General features: G+C 35.1%; 17 protein-coding genes. 14 read left to right on the top strand and 3 right to left on the bottom strand.

The features are described from left to right. Window positions 1-4 precede the first annotated feature (4 nt). The 8 genes from BKH45_RS01155 to BKH45_RS01120 all read left to right on the top strand — a co-directional run bounded on the left by BKH45_RS01155 (window position 5) and on the right by BKH45_RS01120 (window position 10611). Window positions 5-1264 carry a hypothetical protein gene (locus BKH45_RS01155; RefSeq protein WP_095273632.1) on the top strand — a complete coding sequence of 420 codons (1260 nt, stop codon included), beginning with the start codon at window positions 5-7 and terminating at the stop codon, window positions 1262-1264. Window positions 1265-1330: 66 nt separating this feature from the next. Next, window positions 1331-2590, top strand: coding sequence for a TolC family protein (locus tag BKH45_RS01150; RefSeq protein ID WP_095273631.1), 1260 nt, complete (start codon window positions 1331-1333; stop codon window positions 2588-2590). Beyond that, window positions 2590-3645, top strand: a complete 1056-nt coding sequence (locus BKH45_RS01145; RefSeq protein WP_095273630.1) for a sodium:proton antiporter — start codon at window positions 2590-2592, stop codon at window positions 3643-3645. Before BKH45_RS01150 ends, BKH45_RS01145 begins: the two co-directional genes overlap by 1 nt. Continuing rightward, window positions 3645-6701 (top strand): efflux RND transporter permease subunit, encoded by a 3057-nt coding sequence (locus BKH45_RS01140; protein WP_095273629.1) that lies wholly within the window; start codon window positions 3645-3647, stop codon window positions 6699-6701. Before BKH45_RS01145 ends, BKH45_RS01140 begins: the two co-directional genes overlap by 1 nt. Window positions 6702-6710: 9 nt before the next feature. After that, complete coding sequence (locus tag BKH45_RS01135; RefSeq protein ID WP_095273628.1) at window positions 6711-6995, top strand: DUF3240 family protein; 285 nt, start codon at window positions 6711-6713, stop codon at window positions 6993-6995. Between the two features lie 232 nt (window positions 6996-7227). Beyond that, complete coding sequence (locus tag BKH45_RS01130) at window positions 7228-8319, top strand: tartrate dehydrogenase (RefSeq protein ID WP_095273627.1); 1092 nt, start codon at window positions 7228-7230, stop codon at window positions 8317-8319. 9 nt (window positions 8320-8328) lie between these two features. Further along, entirely contained in the window at window positions 8329-9612 is a 1284-nt protein-coding gene (locus BKH45_RS01125) for an MFS transporter (protein WP_095273626.1), read from the top strand. A 9-nt stretch (window positions 9613-9621) separates the two neighbouring features. Next, window positions 9622-10611: an asparaginase gene (locus BKH45_RS01120; RefSeq protein ID WP_095273625.1), complete on the top strand. Its 990-nt coding sequence runs from the start codon at window positions 9622-9624 to the stop codon at window positions 10609-10611. A 64-nt stretch (window positions 10612-10675) separates the two neighbouring features. Here BKH45_RS01120 and BKH45_RS01115 read toward each other — a convergent pair whose 3' ends face one another. Beyond that, complete coding sequence (locus BKH45_RS01115; RefSeq protein ID WP_257874466.1) at window positions 10676-11647, bottom strand: ABC transporter substrate-binding protein; 972 nt, start codon at window positions 11645-11647, stop codon at window positions 10676-10678. Between the two features lie 88 nt (window positions 11648-11735). Here BKH45_RS01115 and BKH45_RS01110 point away from each other — a divergent pair, with 88 nt between their 5' ends. The 4 genes from BKH45_RS01110 to BKH45_RS01100 are packed head-to-tail and all read left to right on the top strand — an operon-like array spanning window position 11736 to window position 14765. Then, window positions 11736-12392 carry a ThiF family adenylyltransferase gene (locus BKH45_RS01110; protein WP_095273623.1) on the top strand — a complete coding sequence of 219 codons (657 nt, stop codon included), beginning with the start codon at window positions 11736-11738 and terminating at the stop codon, window positions 12390-12392. Window positions 12393-12395: 3 nt separating this feature from the next. Next, entirely contained in the window at window positions 12396-12563 is a 168-nt protein-coding gene (locus BKH45_RS08785) for a hypothetical protein (protein ID WP_180675562.1), read from the top strand. Between the two features lie 3 nt (window positions 12564-12566). Then, window positions 12567-13448 carry a carbon-nitrogen hydrolase gene (locus BKH45_RS01105; protein ID WP_095273622.1) on the top strand — a complete coding sequence of 294 codons (882 nt, stop codon included), beginning with the start codon at window positions 12567-12569 and terminating at the stop codon, window positions 13446-13448. A 12-nt stretch (window positions 13449-13460) separates the two neighbouring features. Then, the gene (locus tag BKH45_RS01100; protein WP_180675560.1) at window positions 13461-14765 is read left to right on the top strand and encodes an SLC13 family permease; all 1305 of its coding nucleotides are present in this window, start codon (window positions 13461-13463) and stop codon (window positions 14763-14765) included. Window positions 14766-14778: 13 nt separating this feature from the next. Here the strand turns inward: BKH45_RS01100 and BKH45_RS01095 are convergent, their stop codons facing one another. Continuing rightward, window positions 14779-15492 carry a DUF996 domain-containing protein gene (locus BKH45_RS01095; protein WP_095273621.1) on the bottom strand — a complete coding sequence of 238 codons (714 nt, stop codon included), beginning with the start codon at window positions 15490-15492 and terminating at the stop codon, window positions 14779-14781. Between the two features lie 97 nt (window positions 15493-15589). Here BKH45_RS01095 and BKH45_RS01090 point away from each other — a divergent pair, with 97 nt between their 5' ends. After that, entirely contained in the window at window positions 15590-16135 is a 546-nt protein-coding gene (locus tag BKH45_RS01090; protein WP_095273620.1) for a methyltransferase domain-containing protein, read from the top strand. After that, a complete protein-coding gene (locus BKH45_RS01085; protein ID WP_257874465.1) occupies window positions 16135-17469 on the top strand; it encodes an MATE family efflux transporter in 1335 nt (444 codons plus the stop codon). The genes BKH45_RS01090 and BKH45_RS01085 overlap by 1 nt, the downstream gene beginning before the upstream one ends. Here the strand turns inward: BKH45_RS01085 and BKH45_RS01080 are convergent. Beyond that, window positions 17462-17719 (bottom strand): hypothetical protein, encoded by a 258-nt coding sequence (locus tag BKH45_RS01080; protein ID WP_095273619.1) that lies wholly within the window; start codon window positions 17717-17719, stop codon window positions 17462-17464. The two genes, BKH45_RS01085 and BKH45_RS01080, sit on opposite strands and share 8 nt — an antisense overlap. Window positions 17720-17742 lie beyond the last annotated feature (23 nt).

Here is a 17742-nt window from a genome sequence, read left to right as displayed (position 1 = left end):
TTCAATGAGATTTGTTTTTATATTTTTATTAGTAGGGCAAGTTTGTTTTGTTTTTGGGAATGATGGAGAGCAAAAATATTTTGAAGTTTCAGATATTCAAATAGGGCTTTTTAGTTCCGGGGGATTTGGTAAAAATCAAGGCAAACCTATTTCGGGAGGATATACCAACATTTTTGGTTCTCTGGATGTTTTGACACAAAGTTTTTATGGATTTGATTTTGGTATTGGGATCAGCGCAGTAGCACTTTTACACAAGGTAAAAAATCAAGATGTTTATTCCAATATTAATAATAATCTTATAGGGATTGGGTTTCGGATCAACAATGATGAAGCCAAAGATTTTAGATACACAAGTGATGATGTAGTCTTTCATACGCTTTATTTTCGCTATAGCAATTCATGGGGGAGTTTGACTTTTGGGCGATTTCCTTTGAGTTTAGATTGGGTAGGGGATTATGCTCAAGGGGTTGGAGTGGAGTTAAATAAATTTGATCATTATCGTATCCGGGCGGGTTGGTTTGATGAGCAAGCGTATGCAAGCCCGGAAGAAAATGTTCATTTTGGCTATATGAATAAATGGTATGGCACTTATGAAGGTTATCATATTCAAAACAATTATTATTTAGACGTTAGATTTAAAAACGAATCTATTTATTGGAATGCTTATTATAATTATTTTCAAAGTTTATTTAATTTGGCAGGTATCAAAGCAAATTGGAAATTAATTTTGAATGATTGGGAATTTAAAAGCATGGCTCATTATGTGTTTGTAAGCGCAAGTTCGCAATCACAAGAATATTGCAAAGATCCCAACCTTTCTTCTATAGCAGGGCTTGCTTGTTATGTCCCCGGAAGTATGGGGAAAGTGAATGGGTATTTGTGGGAGATTGGAGAGAGGGTAAAGTATCAAAATTGGTATTTATCGTTAGGTTATTTGCAAAATGACAATAAAGGGGCTACAAATAATATAGCTATTTATGCAGATGATAATCCTTTAGAGTATAATACTGTTATTTATGGCAGTGGTTCAAAAACAAGCTATATTACTCTGAAATATGAATATGATGGAAAGTATTTTTTGGGGTTAAAATATGGGGTGAGTTGGTATGGAACAGGTGAAGGTAAGTCTTCTCAAGGTCAATTCAATGCGCTAGGGGGGATAGATTTCTCTCATATGAATGTTTCGGTAGCTTATGTGAATATCAATGATGTGAGTGGTTATCAAAATAATATTGCCAGGATCTATCTGGGATTAAAATTTTAATCAATCTTAACAAAAACACAATAAAGATGTAGTTTAATTTCATTAAAATTTGAGTTTGAGGTTGCAATGTATAGATTGAAAAAATGCTTGTTAGTGTGCGCGTTTATAAGTGGGGTGAATGCACAACATATAAGCTTGGAAGAATTTCTTAAGGCGGTGGAGAGAAATTCAATTGAATTGATCGGGAATAAGGCGCAATATGAAAGTTTGCTTGAAGAACAAAAGACTTTGATGTCATGGGATTATCCCTATGTAGAGACAGATGTTTCTATAGTCAAGAATTCACAAGGGATAAATCAACCCCAAACAACAGCGCTTCTGATGCTAATCCCCAAATTGCCTTGGGTAAGTTCTATGCTTGCTCAAAGCCTTCATATCAAGACAATCCAGTATAAAAAAAGCTATGAATTGAGTAAAAATCTAACTTTTATTGCAGCCAAACGCCTTTATCTCACTTATGTCATCACAAAAGAAAAATATGATATTTACACAAAGCGTGAAGATAATTATCGATCTCAATTGGATATTGCAAAAGAGCGATTAAAAGCAGGCAGCATGTCTAAAAAAGATTATATTAATTTCAAAAATTCTTATCTGGAATCAAGACTTGCCAAGACAAATATCCAATCCATATTGATTAATCTGGAAAAAACCCTTGATACTTTGCTGGGTATTTTACGTCCGGATTCTAATGGGGGCAATGAGATTTTTTTAGATCAAGAGGAGGGTGTGAGTGTTTCGGGATTAGACTTTGATTATATCAAACTTGAAGAACCTGCTTTGAAACAAATCCTTGATCATTCTTTATACGTAGAAATTATTGATTTGAGTGCAAAAGATTATCAAACCAATGCCAAACTTGCCAATAGAGATAGGTTGCATGCCTTTGAGATTGGAGCGGGGATTGAAAATACCAATGCAGCTACAAATCTTTCCTTGAAGTTACAAATACCTTTGCCTATCACACCTAAAAATACTCATTTAAAGAGAAAATATATGGCACTTGAGAGCGGGGCATTGGGACAGAGTGAGGTTACTAAAAGAAATATTGTAATTAAAGCAAATTCCTATAGAGATCAACTTACTAATAAGCAAAAATACATTGAAATTCAAAAAGAGAATATTGCAAATAAAAAACTTTTGATGGATATGGGGAAGATCGCCTATGATTCTCAAAAGATTGGTTTGTTTGAATACCTGGCTTATCAAAATTCTTATATGGACTCTCTTATCGGGTTAGCTGATGCTAAGCTTGATTATATTGATACGACTGCCTTATTAGAAGAAACTTTGGGTGAGACTTTGACAAATATAGGAGAAAAATAATGAAACAATGGTTATTTTTGATGTTATTTATTTCAATAATATGGGGATATGATGAAATAAAAATTTCAAACCAACAACTTGATAAGCTTGGTATTCATATTATCACAGTGGATAACAAAACTCCAAGCAAAGGACTTCCTTTTAATGCTTATATTGATTTTAATGACAAAAGCTCTACTACACAAAGCTCAAGTTTTGATGTTATTGTTACAGCGCTTTATAAACGTGAAGGAGAAAGTCTCAAAGAAGGAGATGTTATTTGTGAAGTCAGCTCTATTGATTTAAGTAATTTATATTTTGAACTCCAAAATACACAAAATAAACTCAAAGTAGCCCAAGATATTACCAAAAAAGATAAAGAACTTTATCAAGCAGGTGTTATTTCAAAAAGAGAATACCAAACAAGCTATTTGGCAAGTCAAGAAATGGAACTTAAACTCAAACAAATTGAATCTACTTTGAGTATTTTGGGGATTGACTCGCACAATCCAAAAGGGAAATATGGTTTTCGTGTTATTGCCAAAGATAATGGAATTTTATCTGTTGCTCCTATAAAAACAGGCGAAAAAATCCCCGCATTTACTCCTTATATCCGAATTTCACGCGATAGTGATTTGCTTGCTAGAATCAAACTTCCAATCAGTATTTCTGAAAATGTTAAAAAAGGTGCTGTTGTTTTTGATGAATATGGTAAAAAAATTGGAGTTATCCAATCTGTATCTGTTGTTCTTGATAAAACATCTAATACGATTTTGGCAACAGCACTTTTAGATAAGGGAGATTTTAGAGTAGGTCAGATGATTGATGTTTATATTGATGGGATAAGACCTAAGGACTCTATTGTCATTCCCTCAAGCACAGTTATCAAAAACGGCAAGGACTATTTAGTATTTCTCAAGACAGATGAAGGTTTTTTGCCAAAGGCTGTTAAAATTATCGAAGAAAGAGACAATCAATTTGTCATCAACAATAAAGAAATCAAAATTGGAGATAAAATAGCCTCCGGGGCATTGATTGCCCTTAAAGGCATTATCAATAATATAGGTGAAGAATAATGCTGGCAAAAATTATTGAATTTTCACTCCGTCAAAGAATAATGGTCATTATTTGCGCTGTTGTTTTGTTTCTTTTTGGGACTTATAGTTTTATATCTATCCCTATTGATGCCTTTCCGGATGTTTCTTCTACACAAGTCAAGATTGTTCTGAAGTCTCCGGGCATGTCTCCTGAAGAGATGGAAAATCGTGTTGTGCGACCTTTGGAGATGGAGTTGTTGGGATTACAAGGACAAAAATCTCTTAGAAGCACTTCAAAATATGCAGTAGCAGACATTACGATTGATTTTGATGACAAAGTAGATATTTATTTGGCAAGGAATATGGTCAATGAGAAACTTGCCACGACTTTGCCCGAATTGCCCGAAGGTGTCGAGGGTGGAATGGCGCCAATTGTAACGCCGCTTTCAGATATGTTTATGTTTACGATTGATGGTGATTTGTCTGAGGTGGAAAAACGCCAATTGCTTGATTTTGTCATCCGTCCTGCACTCCGCACGATTAAGGGTGTTGCTGATGTGAATTCATTGGGGGGTTATTCTAAGGCAATTGTTGTTATTCCTGATTTTAATGATATGGCTAGGTTGGGTATTTCTATATCAGGTTTAGAAAACGTATTAAAGGCAAATCTAAAAAATGATGGCGCGGGCAGAGTCGATAGAGATGGAGAGACTTTTTTAGTCAAAATCCAAAGCGGGGCACTCAATGAAGATGAAATCAAAAGCATTACAATCCCAACCAAAACAGGGTATATCCATATAGGTGATTTTTGCAATGTTGTCTCTAATTATCGCACAAGACTTGGTTTTGTAACAAAAGATGGCATAGGAGAAACCACTGAGGGGTTGGTGCTTTCTCTTAAGGGGGCAAATTCCAGAGATACGATTACCCAAGTGAAGAAAAAACTTGAAGAAATTAAGCCCAATCTCCCAAAGGGTGTGAGTATTAATCCATTCTATGATCGTTCTGAATTGACCCAAAAAGCTGTCGATACTGTTTCAAAAGCTCTTATTGAAGCAATTGCCCTCATTATTATTACCTTATTTTTGTTTTTGGGAGATTTGCGTGCGGCTATTGCAGTGAGTGTGATTTTGCCTCTTGCATTATCTGTAGCTTTTATTTTGATGAAAATAGATGGAATGAGTGCTAATTTAATGAGTTTGGGTGGGTTGGCTATTGCGATTGGAATTTTGGTAGATTCTGCTGTGGTGGTGGTTGAGAATGCTTTTGAAAAGCTTAGTGCCAACAAATCCACTACCAAACTCCATGCAATTTATCGCGCTTGCAAAGAAATTGCCGTATCTGTAGTTAGCGGGATTATAATTATTATCATCTTTTTTATCCCTATTCTTTCTCTTGAGGGACTCGAAGGCAAGATGTTTCGTCCTTTGGCAGCCAGTATTGTATTTGCTCTGTTGGGATCTTTATTCCTCTCTATCACTTTGATCCCTGTTATTAGCTCTTTTGTACTTAAAGTCAAAGAACACAAAGAAACTTTATTGACAAGATTTTTTTATTATCTTTATAACCCCATGCTTGATTTTTCGCTTAAACATTCTAAAATGATGTTTGGAGGTGCAGCTTTATTTTTGATCGCGAGCTTCTCGCTTTTTCCTTTTATAGGTAAGGCTTTTATGCCTACGCTTGATGAGGGAGATATAGTTCTTACTGTTGAAACTACTCCTTCAATTTCTCTAGCCCAATCAAGAGAACTTATTTTAAAAGTGGAACAAAAAATCCGCCAAGATGTTTCTGAAGTCAAAACAATGGTAGCTAGGACAGGTTCTGATGAGTTGGGATTGGATTTAGGAGGACTCAATCAGACAGATATGTTTATTTCACTCAAACCCAAAGATGAATGGAGTGTGAAAACAAAATCACAACTGATTACAAAAATCTCTGATTCTCTGGAAGATTTTAAGGGAATTAGCTTTATTTTTACCCAACCTATTGATATGCGAATTTCTGAGATGCTTACAGGAGTAAGGGGAGATTTGGCGATTAAAATTTTTGGTGATGATATTGATGAGCTTAACAAATTGAGTGCCCAAATTGCCGGGTTACTTAAGGGGATCAGAGGTTCAAGTGAAGTTTTTACAACATTAAATGAAGGGGTGAATTATCTTTTAGTGACTCCTGAACGTCATGCAATGGCGAATGTAGGCATTACAAGTGATGAATTTTCTAAATTTTTGAAGTCTTCTTTGGAAGGGATATTGATTGATTATATCCCTACGGGGTTTGCCAGGATACCTGTAATTATCCGTCAAAATCCTGAAATTTCTACAGATATTACGAAACTAAAAAGTCTGGAAATGTCTTCAGATCGAGGTTATGCTGTCCCAATTACTTCAATTGCCCATATAGATGAAATTGATGGTCCTGTAAGTATTGTGCGTGAAAATAGCCGTCGGATGAGTGTGGTGCGAAGTAATGTGGTTGATAGAGACTTGGGTGGTTTTGTCGATGAAATTAAATCTAAAATCGCTTCACAAATCAAACTCCCGCCTAATTATTTTATCACTTATGGGGGACAATTTGAGAATCAACAACGTGCTAATATGCGATTAGCAACAGTTATCCCTATTAGTATTTTAGTCATCTTTTTTATTTTATTTTTCACATTTAGAAGTATTCCTTTAGCATTGCTTATTTTGTTAAATATTCCTTTTGCTATCACAGGGGGGTTGATTTCTTTATTTTTATCCGGAGAATATATTTCTGTGCCTGCTAGTGTTGGGTTCATTGCTCTTTTTGGGATTGCAGTGTTAAATGGTGTTGTTATGATTGGATATTTTAAAGAATTGCTTAAGCAAGGTAAAAGTATCGATGAAACAGTTGTTATTGGAGCAAAAAGAAGGTTGCGTCCTGTATTGATGACAGCATTTATTGCCGGACTTGGATTGGTGCCCATGTTGCTTTCTCATGGAGTGGGATCAGAAGTCCAAAAACCCCTGGCTATTGTCGTTCTTGGTGGTCTGGTTACTTCAAGTATTTTGACACTTTTGCTTTTGCCTCCAATGTTTAGAGTATTGGCAAAAAAAATTAAGCTTTAAGGATAAGGGATGGTTTTGCTTGAAATTTATGCAGATATAAGGCTCAAAGATAGTATCGTAGATACATTGCTTGAAGATGGATTTGATGATTTTTATTATTTTGAGTGCCATAAATATGCTGCAACTTCTTTACTTCTGAGTGAAAAAGAACAAGTAAGTGGCAGGAAAGATTATGGAGTTTTTAGAATTTTCCTTACAGAAGAAATAGCTGGGGCTCTTATAGAAAAGATTTATAAACTTTTTGGAAGAAATGAGGTGCGAATCATGTTTTTATCTTCCGTCAATGAAGTTTAAAAATTGAAAAATTTTATTATCCAAATAGATCAAAAAATTCACGCTAACATTAGGAATTTATCAATCCATCTATCAGATTGATAAAGTTTATTTAATATTTTGAATCTTATATTCATTATTAAATGTATAATTATGAAACACACTCTAACAAATAAAAATAAAAAATTTTTAAAATTTTATTTATTTATGAGATACTTTGATTAAATTCCTGATGGAGTATTTTGGAGTATAAATGAAAAAAGATATATTTAAGATTGCTGTAATTTGTGGTGATGGGATTGGCAATGAAGTGATGCCTGAGGGATTGAAGGTTTTAGAATGTGTAGGAAAAAAATTTGGTTTTGATCTCAAATTTGATCACTTTGATTTTGCAAATTGCGATTATTATCTAAAGCATCAAAAAATGATGCCTGATGATTGGTTTGAGATACTTAAAGGCTATGATGCAATTTATTTTGGTGCTGTGGGGATGCCGGATAAAGTCCCTGATCATATTTCTTTGTGGGGTTCTTTGTTGAAATTTAGAAGAGATTTTGATCAATATATTAATTTGCGTCCCGTGAGACTTATAGAAGGGGTACCTTGTCCATTAGCAGGCAAGAGTAGCAAAGATATTGATTTTGTTGTAGTGCGAGAAAATACAGAAGGAGAATATTCAGCTGTTGGGGGGAAGATGTTTGAGGGAACAGAGAATGAATTTGTAATTCAAGAATCAATTTTTACAAGACGCGGGGTGGATAGAGTGCTTGCTTATGCCTTTACTCTTGCACAAAATTCAGCCAAAAAAACTCTTAGTTCGGCTACAAAATCAAATGGTATTGCTATTAGCATGCCTTATTGGGATCAAAGGCTTGAAGAAATGGCAAAACGCTTCCCTGATGTCAAATATGACAAACAACACATTGATATTTTATGCGCAAGGTTTGTTTTGCAACCTGAAAGATTTAATGTTGTAGTAGCTTCGAATTTATTTGGAGATATTCTTTCAGATTTGGGTCCTGCATGCGCAGGTACTATCGGACTTGCTGCTTCGGCAAATATCAATCCTGAAAGAAAATTTCCTTCACTTTTTGAGCCTGTGCATGGTTCTGCCCCGGATATTTTTGGTAAAAATATCGCCAATCCTATTGGTATGATTTGGTCAGGGGCGCTGATGTTAGAATTTTTAGATAATGCAGAAGGTATCTATAAAAAAGGGGCGCAAGCTATTTTACAAGCTATCCAAAAAGTTATCAAAGAAGGTGTTAAAACTCCGGATATGGGAGGAAAAGCAACAACTTCCGAAGTGGGGGATAGTATTTGTGAAGTTATTAAAAATATCTAGGAGGATTCAATGCAAGTAAGACATACAAATTTTCGATATAAGATTTTCTTTTTGGTGCTGGTGCTTGCCCTTATTAATTATATTGATAGGGGGGCTTTGTCTTATTCAGGGGAATTTATTATCAATGAATATGGTTTAGATAAGCCTTCTTGGGGAAATGTGTTGGGCTTTTTTGGTTATGGGTATATGTTTGGAGCGCTTTTTGGAGGGATGCTTGCAGATAAATTCGGACCTAAAAAAGTTTGGCTTGTAGCCGGGATTGCTTGGTCAGTGTTTGAGATACTCACTGCATATGCCGGAAATATTGGACTTATGTTTATGGGGGGTTCTGTTTTGGCAGGGTTTGGGGTTATGAGAATTTTATTTGGTTTGGCTGAGGGTCCGGCGTATTCTGTAATCAACAAAACTATCAGTAATTGGGCAGCCCCCAAAGAGAGAGGATTTGTTGTGTCTATGGGTTTGTTGAGTACTCCTTTGGGTGCTTTGCTTACTGCTCCTGTGGCAGTATTTTTACTCTCTTGGACGCAGAGTTGGAGGATTACTTTTATTGTACTTGGAGTTGCAGGGATTGTGGCTTTATTTTTTTTAATGCGATCAATGACAGATTATCCTCATCAAAACTCAAAAGTTTCAGAACAAGAACTTGAAATTATTGGTGATATTGCCACAACATATTATGAAGAGGACAGACATTTAAAATGGTGGCATTTTTTTAAGAGCCCGACATTGATTTTTAACACAGTGGGGTATTTTGCTTTTAATTATGTAAATTTTTTGCTTTTGACTTGGACGCCTAAATATTTACAAGATACCTTTGGATACAATTTATCTTCCTTGTGGTATATGGGTATGATTCCTTGGATTGGAGCTTGTGTGACGATCCTTTTGGGTGGAAAAATATCAGATTTTTTGTTTAAAAAAACAGGAAGTTTGCGTATTGCACGAGGGTATTTTAGTGCGATTTTATTATTCCTGACTACACTTAGTTTTTTATCTGTAAATTTTGCAACTTCAGCAGCGATGGTTATTGCGATTATTACAGTAGGTAATGCGCTGAACTCATTTGCCAATACGGTTTATTGGACGGTAGTAATTGATACTGCCCCTGCTTCAAAAGTAGGAACATTTAGTGGAATTATGCACTTTTTAGGCAATATTGCTTCTGTTTTAGCCCCTACGCTTACGGGCTATTTGGTTTGGGCTTCAGGTTATAATGCAATGTTTATGGCTGCAGGTGTAGTTACCTGTATAGGAATGTTTTGTATGTTAGCTGTAAAACCCGGAAAATTATAGGAGGAAATAATGTCATTATCAAAACCAAAAATATCTATCGGATCTTTGGGCGGGACAATTTCAATGACAAAAAAATCACAAGGACAAGGAGTTGCTCCAAGTTTGAATGCAGAGGATTTTATTGCAGCCATTCCGGGGATTGAAAAACTTGCTTGCCTTCATGCTCAAGGTCTTTTTCAGCTCCCTAGCGGGCATTTGAAATTTGAAATGATTATGGATGCTCTGAATTGGGCATTTAAACAAGTAGATGAGGGGGCAAGTGGCGTTATCCTTACACAAGGGACAGATACATTAGAAGAAAGCGCTTTTTTGTGTGATTTGTTATGGGATAGGGCAGAACCTTTGATATTAATGGGTGCAATGCGAACTCCTGAATCAATTGGGGCAGAAGGAGTTAGGAATCTTTATAATTCTATTATTTGTGCAATAAGTCCAAATAGCAAAAATAGAGGGGTGATGGTTGTGATGAATGATACAATCCACGCTGCCAGATGGGTGCGAAAATCCCATAGCTTGCTTGTAAATACCTTTGAATCAGATGGCAAAACTTATGGTTTGATTGCTGAGGGGAGAGTAGAATACTTCTATCCCCCATTGTATCGAAAAACTTTTGATCTACCTAAAAGGCTTGATAAAAAAGTGTTTTTATATGAAGAAGTTCTTAGTGGTGGGGTAGAGATAATAGATTGGGTAGAAAAAACCCAAGATGGGTTAGTCATTGCAGGTTTTGGGGCAGGGCATGTTAGCGCAGAAATGGCTTATAAGATTGGCGAACTTAACAAAAAGATTCCTGTTGTTGTTTGCACAAGAACAACAGATGGTCCCAGTGTATATCAGACTTATGGTTATATAGGTGCAGAGATTGATTTGATGGCACGAGGGATTTGTATGGGAGGGTATTTGAGTGAAAGAAAAGCAAGAATTCTTTTGTGGGTGATTTTAAATAACCATTTAGATATGCAAGCATTTAAAGATTATTTGCAAACACTTGTTTGTTAAATTTGTTAAATAGGATATTTTTCTTCCATAAGCCAAAAATGGCTTATGAGTTTTGAATACTATTTTAATCCCATAAGAATTTTTTTGTTTGTGATGGGGTTAGATTGAAGATGTCTTGGTAATATTCTTGCAATAAAGCATTGATATGAATATCTTTAAAAGCTTGCGGATAAGCTTTTAGGGCAACAAAAAGAGATATAAGAGGTGTGCGCGGTCCTCCAATATCAATAGGAGGGAGTTTATAAACTTGTTTATTCTTGACTGCATTGATAGTTTGGAATTGTGGATTTGAAAGGATGTCTTGAGGGTTATAAGGGCTTAGCCACCAAATAAAAATAATATCCGGGTTTTGAGAAATAATGTTTTCAAGGCTGATTTGCGCCCGACCATTTTCAACATATTCTAAAGCGATATTTTTAACCCCTCCTTTCTCCAAGATATCTGAATCAAGGCTGTTTTTACCACTCACTTGATTTTGTTGGTGAAAAATTTCGATAGCTTTCTTTTGATTGGGGATATGCTTGAGTTTGTCTTGTATAAGCGCTAGAATTTCTTCCATTTTGGCTATTTTGGGTAGAGTTTGAGTTTCTTTGCCCAGTACTTTTGCTTGTGTGGTAATATCAGAGATGACACTTTGAATATTTGTATTTTTGAAAGATAAAAAATTGATACCAAATTTTTTAGCAAATTTTACAGCTTGAGGATTTCCTACATAAGTAATAACAAGATCCGGGGAGAGTTTTTTAAGCTCTTCAATATTGAGTGCGGCATAATGATCGTCGCTTAGTTTTTTAATTTTGCTTAAGTTTTTGGCTGTTGCTTGGACAATATCGCTTTTAAATCCATATTCTGCCATCCCTACAACTTTATCCCAAATGCCTAGCATAGCAGGAACTTCTGCATAGCTCCCTAAATAAATGACGCGATTAATTGGTTGGGGTAGAGTTTGGATACCAAAATAGTCCTTTATTTCAATAGAATTTCCTGCATGAAGCAACCCCCATACAGATAATATTAATAAAATTATTTTTTTCATACTTGTTCCTTTCATGATAATCTCTTGAACTTTAAAAGCCTTTTATAGTATGTTAAAATAATAACAAAAATTATTTAAGGGAAAATAGATGGATGATAGATTCACACGGACAAAATTTTTGTTTGGAGAGGATTTTAAACATTTTAGAGATAAAAAATTGATTATATTTGGCGTTGGAGGGGTAGGGGGATTTGCTCTTGATTGTTTATACCGCACAGGGATAGGAGAGATTAGTATTGTAGATAGAGATGATTTTGATATTACCAATCAAAACAGACAAATTGGAGCACATAGAGTAGGAGAGGGTAAAGTAAAAGTTTTATCTGAAATGTATTCAGGGGTAATACCTATCAAGAAAACTCTGGATTTAGAATTTTTAGAGAATTTTAATCCTGCCATGTATGATTATATTATTGATGCCATTGATGATATCCCTGCTAAAGTAGCCTTAGCTAAAAAATGCTCTTACCTGCCTTATGGGAAATATATCAGCTCTACAGGGAGTGCTAAGAAACTTAATCCTCTAGAGATTCGCGTAGATTCTATTTGGAAAAGTTATGGGGATAAATTTGCAAGAAAATTTAGAGATTTACTTAAAAAAGAAGATTTTTGTGGTGATTTTAAGGTAATATTTAGTCCTGAAAATCCAAAATGTAAATTATTAGGTAGCTTTAGTGCAGTAACGGGAAGTTTTGGTTTGCAAATTGGAAGCGAAGTTATTCGGGATATTTTAGAGAGGAGATAGGTTATGCTGGCAAAACATATTTACAAAATGTATCAAGATGATGAAATTGAAGATGAAGACTATGATGACGATTATCAAGATGATGAGGATAATAGTGATCAAAACCCTTTATATAATGGCTATGATGACGATGATTATGAAAACTCCGATAGTGAGTATGAAGAAGAGTAATTGATGGATAAACTTAAAGTTGCTGCTTTGCAGCATAGTTTTAAGGGAGATAGGCTTGCTACCATGATGCATACAAAATCAATGATACAACAAGCTTGTGCTCAAGAGGTAAATCTTGTCGTGTTAGAAGAGCTCCATTGCAGTGAGTATTTTTGTCAGAGTGAAGATGTATCCAAATTTGATTATGGGAGTCATTATGAGGAGGATATTCAATTTTTTAGTGAGATTGCAAAAACTCATCAAATAGTTTTAGTTACCTCATTATTTGAAAAACGCACAAATGGGTTATACCACAATACAGCCATTGTGTTTGAAAAAGATGGGAGTATTGCAGGAAAATATCGAAAAATGCATATCCCTGATGATCCGGGATTTTATGAAAAATTTTATTTTACTCCCGGCGATTTGGGTTTTGAACCTATTGTTACGAGTGTAGGGAAGTTGGGTGTATTGATATGTTGGGATCAATGGTATCCTGAAGCCGCAAGGATTATGGCTTTAAAGGGTGCTGATATCTTGATTTACCCTACAGCTATTGGGTGGTTTGACAAAGATAAAGCTGATGAAAAACAACGCCAAAGAGATGCTTGGATAGGTGTGCAAAGAGGTCATAGCATTGCAAATACACTTCCTTTGGTCGCTGTAAATCGAACCGGATTTGAAAGAGATGTTTCAGGTGTGCTTGAGGGGATTGAATTTTGGGGATCCAGTTTTATTTTTGGTCACCAAGGAGAATTGTTGGGTTTGGCAGATATACAAAATGATGAGATTTTGGTAGCAGAGATTGATTTAAACAGATGTGAAGAAGTCCGTCGTATGTGGCCATTTTTTAGAGATAGAAGAATCGATGCTTATACAGAGATTTTAAAAAGATTTTGTGATTAAAGGGGGAAGGGTTTGATTTTATTCAATCCTGTAGTTGTAGCTGTATTTGTGATGAGCGTTTTATGTTTGTTTCGTCTTAATGTGATGCTTGCTATTATCGGAGCTTCTTTGGTAGCAGGGCTGATCTCAGGAATGGGAGGGATTCAGACAATAAACATCATGATAGCAGGCATGAAAGGGAATCTTGAAACTGCCCTTAGTTATGTGCTTTTAGGCGCTTTAGCAGTAGCTATTTCACGAGGAAATTTGACAAAAATTTTAATCCATAAAATTGCGGCAATCATTAATGGAAGGGCTATTTTTTTATGTTTTTTTATTGCTTTTATCGCATGTTTTTCTCAAAATCTTATCCCTGTTCATATTGCTTTTATCCCTATACTAATCCCTCCGCTTTTGGGGTTGATGAATCGCTTAAAAATTGATCGCAGAGGGGTGGCTTGCGCTTTGACATTCGGACTTGAAGCGCCTTATATTTGCATACCTGTTGGGTTTGGGCTTATTTTTCATACAATCCTAAGAGATCAAATGATCCAAAATGGTATTGATGTGAAATTAAGCGATATTGCAAGTGTGATGTGGATAGGTGGGTTGAGTATGCTTGTAGGGCTTATTGCAGCTATATTGGTGCTTTATTCTAAGCCACGATCATATCGAGAAGAAGTTTTTATTCAAGAAGAAAATAAAGTTGCAAATGCGCATTTAAGTTTGCAAGATTATTTTACGATGGCAGGAGCTGTTATTGCTTTTGGCGTGCAGATTTATACAGGATCTTTGCCCTTTGGAGCATTTATAGGTTTGATAGTTATGCTTGTGGGCAAAGTTATCAAATGGAATGAAATGGATATGGTCATTGATGAGGGAATGAAAATGATGGCATTTATTGCCTTTGTGATGCTGATTGCTGCAGGTTTTGGAGAGGTGCTTAAAGAAAGCGGGGGGATTGGTGAGTTGGTAAGCACAACAGCTGCCATGGTAGGAGGGAAACTTGGAGGAGCAATATTAATGCTTGTGATTGGCTTACTCATTACGCTTGGAATTGGAACTTCATTCGGCACGATTCCTGTAATAGCAGCTTTTTATTGCCCTCTGTGTGTAGCGCTGGGATTTAGCAGTAGCGCTACAATTTTGCTTTTGGGTATTGCCGGGGCACTAGGGGATGCAGGATCCCCGGCATCTTCAAGCACAATGGGACCCACTTCCGGACTGAATGCTGATGGGCAACATGATCATATTTGGGATACTTGTGTCCCTACTTTTATTGCTTATAATATCCCTTTGATGGTATTTGGTGTTGTAGGGGCTATGATATTGGGATAAATTGTTTTGATAGTTAGATTTCTCTGGAGGGTCTAATCGTGTCCATTGTAAGCCATCCAAATAAAAAGAGGATATACCCTAATATCAAAATAAACCCTCCAATAACTAAAAATAAAGTAATATTGCCTATAAGGTAAAAAATTGCATACCATTTAAAGAGTCCATTGTTTGTAATTATAGATAATTCTGACATGCTTTTATACAGATAAACAAAACAAATAACACTCCCTAATAAAATGATGACAAATACCATAAAAAAGCTTGTAAAAATTCCTGAATTAAATAGAGTAAAACTATTTGAAGATATAGAAAAAATAAATGTAGGTCCTATAATAAAAAGTGCGATAATGATACTTAAACCAATGGCTATGCTTGAAATAAAATAGTTTTTAAAAAGAGTTTTGCTTCCGGAGATTTGGCCAATACGATAAAAAATATACAAAAAAACAACCAAAGAAGCAATCGTAGGGATAATAAAAAATCCCCCTGCCATTCCGATTATACACCCGACCACACCAAGTATTTTCAAAAAAGTGAGATCTTGAGTTTGAGGAGGGGTTGTATCTATAATAAGAAAAATTTCTTTGGCATTTTGTTCTTGAGGAATAAAATCCAGGCGATCCCCTTTTTTGAGAGGATTTTCTTCTCTAATATCTATAGGAGAATAAAGATAACGCTTACCATCATCTCCTAAGATAACTCCATTTGTTAATAATATGCCTTTCATTGCTAAATCCTTTTTATTATTTTAGCAACTTAGTCTCAAAAATGGAAGTTATTCAACGTGTTTGTAGTATGATTTCATAAAATTTACGAGAATATAAATGAAAGAAGATGCCCTCAAGTGGGATAAAAAATACAAGCAAGATTTGATGCCTACAACCCCAAGTGATTTTTTGATAAATTTTGTCCAAATATTACCTGTAGGAAGGGTTTTGGATATTGCTTGCGGGAATGGAAGAAATACAAAATTTTTGGCTCAAAAAGGTTTTGTTTGTGAATGTGTAGATATATCTCAAGTAGGTCTTCTTTCGTTGAAAAATATAAAAAATACAATCCCTATTTGTTGTGATTTGGATAATTATGAGATAAAAACTTTAGCTTATGATGTGATTTTGAATTTTTATTTTTTAGATAGAAGGCTTTTTGAGGGCATCTCAAAAGGCTTGAAATGCGGAGGTGTTTTATTGATGGAAACATTTATAGAAGATAAGGATTTTCCAACAGATATTGCAGCTCAAAAAATTCTTCAAAAAGGCGAACTTGAAAAAGCATTTCATGATTTTGAAATTTTGCACAAACAAGAAAAAATTATCTGCCGAAACCAACAAAAAGCCAAAGTAATTGAATTTGCTGTTAGGAAATCGTAGTGGAAACCTATAGTTTTGCGCAAAAACTCAAAAAAATATTTAATATTGCCCTACCTTCAGGGGCAAATTCATTTTTAGATATTTTTGTCATTGCTATTTCTATGTTTTTTATGGGGAGACTCTCAAGCGAACATATTGTTGCTGTTGGCGTGGGGTTAAATTTTTTCATGCTATTTTATACGATTAACGCGATTTTTTATATCGGAACAAATGCCCAAATTTCAAGATTTTTTGGAGCCAAAGATAAAAAGAATGCTAACTTAGTGTTTTCTACATTGCTGATTGGGTCATTTTTTATCTGCATACCGGTGTTAGGCTTAGCATTTTGGGGGTATCCGAAATTTTTAGATTGGATTGATATGGGGAAAAATTCAAGAGAATTGGCTGAAATTTATTTAAAAATCGTTATTTACTCTTTGCCTGTAATGTTTCTAAAAAATATCATGATTTCAGCTCTTGCTGCTATTGGGGATACGCTTACCCCATTTATGATGAGAATCTTTACTACTGTTATTTGTGTGGGGTTAAATTATGGGCTCATTTTTGGGAATTTTGGATTTCCCAGGCTTGAAATTGTAGGGGCAGGATATGCTAATGTTGCGACTGCTTACTTGGAATTCATTATTTTATTGGGTTTAATGCTCCGAAAATCCGGATTTTTAAGTTTTGAACTCAAATTTCGTTATAGATTTTTTCAAAATGCCCTAAAAATTGGTATTCCTGCAGGGTTGGAGAGATTATTGACATTATTTTCGCTAGTTTTGACAACAAAGTTTTTATCCGGGTATGGAGATAATGTTTTAGCCGGGTCTCAAATTGGGACTCGCATTGAAGCATTTTCATTTATGCCCGGTTTTGGTTTTATGGTAGCAGCGATGGCTTTAATGGGACAAAATCTTGGAGCTAATCGCATTGTTTTAGCAGGAGATTTTATTAAAACAATTTTAAAAATATCTTCCGGAATTATGGGTATTTTAGGTCTCATTATGGCTATTTTTGCTAAAGAATTTTCTTCTGTTTTTGCCACTCAAGAAGAAGTTATCCATATATCTGTGCTTTATCTTTTGGCAGTGGGGTTATCACAAATTCCATTAATCTGGGTATTTGTCCTTGATGGAGCGTTAAGAGGGGCAGGGATTACGAAGATTTCATTATGGATTAATGCGCTGAGTATTTGGACATTTAGAATTTTTCCAATGTGGCTATTGCTCCATTTTGGATTTGGAGTAGAATGGATTTTTGTAATGATTTTTATAGAAACCTATATCCGTGCAGTCATTTTTTGGCTTGTGTTTCGCACAGGAATATGGAAAAAGCCCGGCAAAACTATTTAGAATCAGAATTTTCTTTATTTTCTTTGCAAGTTTTAGGCAATACTTTTTCATGCAAAGATCCTCTTTCCATAATCTGTGAAACAGATCCCGGAATAACCTCGTTATGATCATTAATAAAGGCTCGATATAGATACCCATCAATACATTTTTCGATATGTCGAGGAAATTTTGGAGTTTGATGAGAGACAGGCAGATTGGATGCGTTTAAAAATACAGCAGCCATAACTGAAAAAAATAAAATCTTTTTCATTGAAATTCCTTTGGAATTTGAGT

Origin of the sequence: Helicobacter sp. 11S03491-1 (genome assembly GCF_002272835.1) — a bacterium.
Lineage (GTDB): Bacteria > Campylobacterota > Campylobacteria > Campylobacterales > Helicobacteraceae > Helicobacter_J.
Note: the sequence above shows the minus strand (reverse complement) of the source record. Positions and strands in the feature narration are given on the sequence as shown.

Coding starts and splice junctions, on each gene's coding strand:
- BKH45_RS01150 (WP_095273631.1), top strand. CDS start 1,331: ATGTATAGATTGAAAAAATGCTTGTTAGTGTGCGCGTTTATAAGTGGG.
- BKH45_RS01105 (WP_095273622.1), top strand. CDS start 12,567: ATGGATAAACTTAAAGTTGCTGCTTTGCAGCATAGTTTTAAGGGAGAT.
- BKH45_RS01095 (WP_095273621.1), bottom strand. CDS start 15,492: ATGAAAGGCATATTATTAACAAATGGAGTTATCTTAGGAGATGATGGT.
- BKH45_RS01135 (WP_095273628.1), top strand. CDS start 6,711: ATGGTTTTGCTTGAAATTTATGCAGATATAAGGCTCAAAGATAGTATC.
- BKH45_RS01110 (WP_095273623.1), top strand. CDS start 11,736: ATGGATGATAGATTCACACGGACAAAATTTTTGTTTGGAGAGGATTTT.
- BKH45_RS01155 (WP_095273632.1), top strand. CDS start 5: ATGAGATTTGTTTTTATATTTTTATTAGTAGGGCAAGTTTGTTTTGTT.
- BKH45_RS01080 (WP_095273619.1), bottom strand. CDS start 17,719: ATGAAAAAGATTTTATTTTTTTCAGTTATGGCTGCTGTATTTTTAAAC.
- BKH45_RS08785 (WP_180675562.1), top strand. CDS start 12,396: ATGCTGGCAAAACATATTTACAAAATGTATCAAGATGATGAAATTGAA.
- BKH45_RS01115 (WP_257874466.1), bottom strand. CDS start 11,647: ATGAAAAAAATAATTTTATTAATATTATCTGTATGGGGGTTGCTTCAT.
- BKH45_RS01125 (WP_095273626.1), top strand. CDS start 8,329: ATGCAAGTAAGACATACAAATTTTCGATATAAGATTTTCTTTTTGGTG.
- BKH45_RS01145 (WP_095273630.1), top strand. CDS start 2,590: ATGAAACAATGGTTATTTTTGATGTTATTTATTTCAATAATATGGGGA.
- BKH45_RS01140 (WP_095273629.1), top strand. CDS start 3,645: ATGCTGGCAAAAATTATTGAATTTTCACTCCGTCAAAGAATAATGGTC.
- BKH45_RS01090 (WP_095273620.1), top strand. CDS start 15,590: ATGAAAGAAGATGCCCTCAAGTGGGATAAAAAATACAAGCAAGATTTG.
- BKH45_RS01130 (WP_095273627.1), top strand. CDS start 7,228: ATGAAAAAAGATATATTTAAGATTGCTGTAATTTGTGGTGATGGGATT.
- BKH45_RS01120 (WP_095273625.1), top strand. CDS start 9,622: ATGTCATTATCAAAACCAAAAATATCTATCGGATCTTTGGGCGGGACA.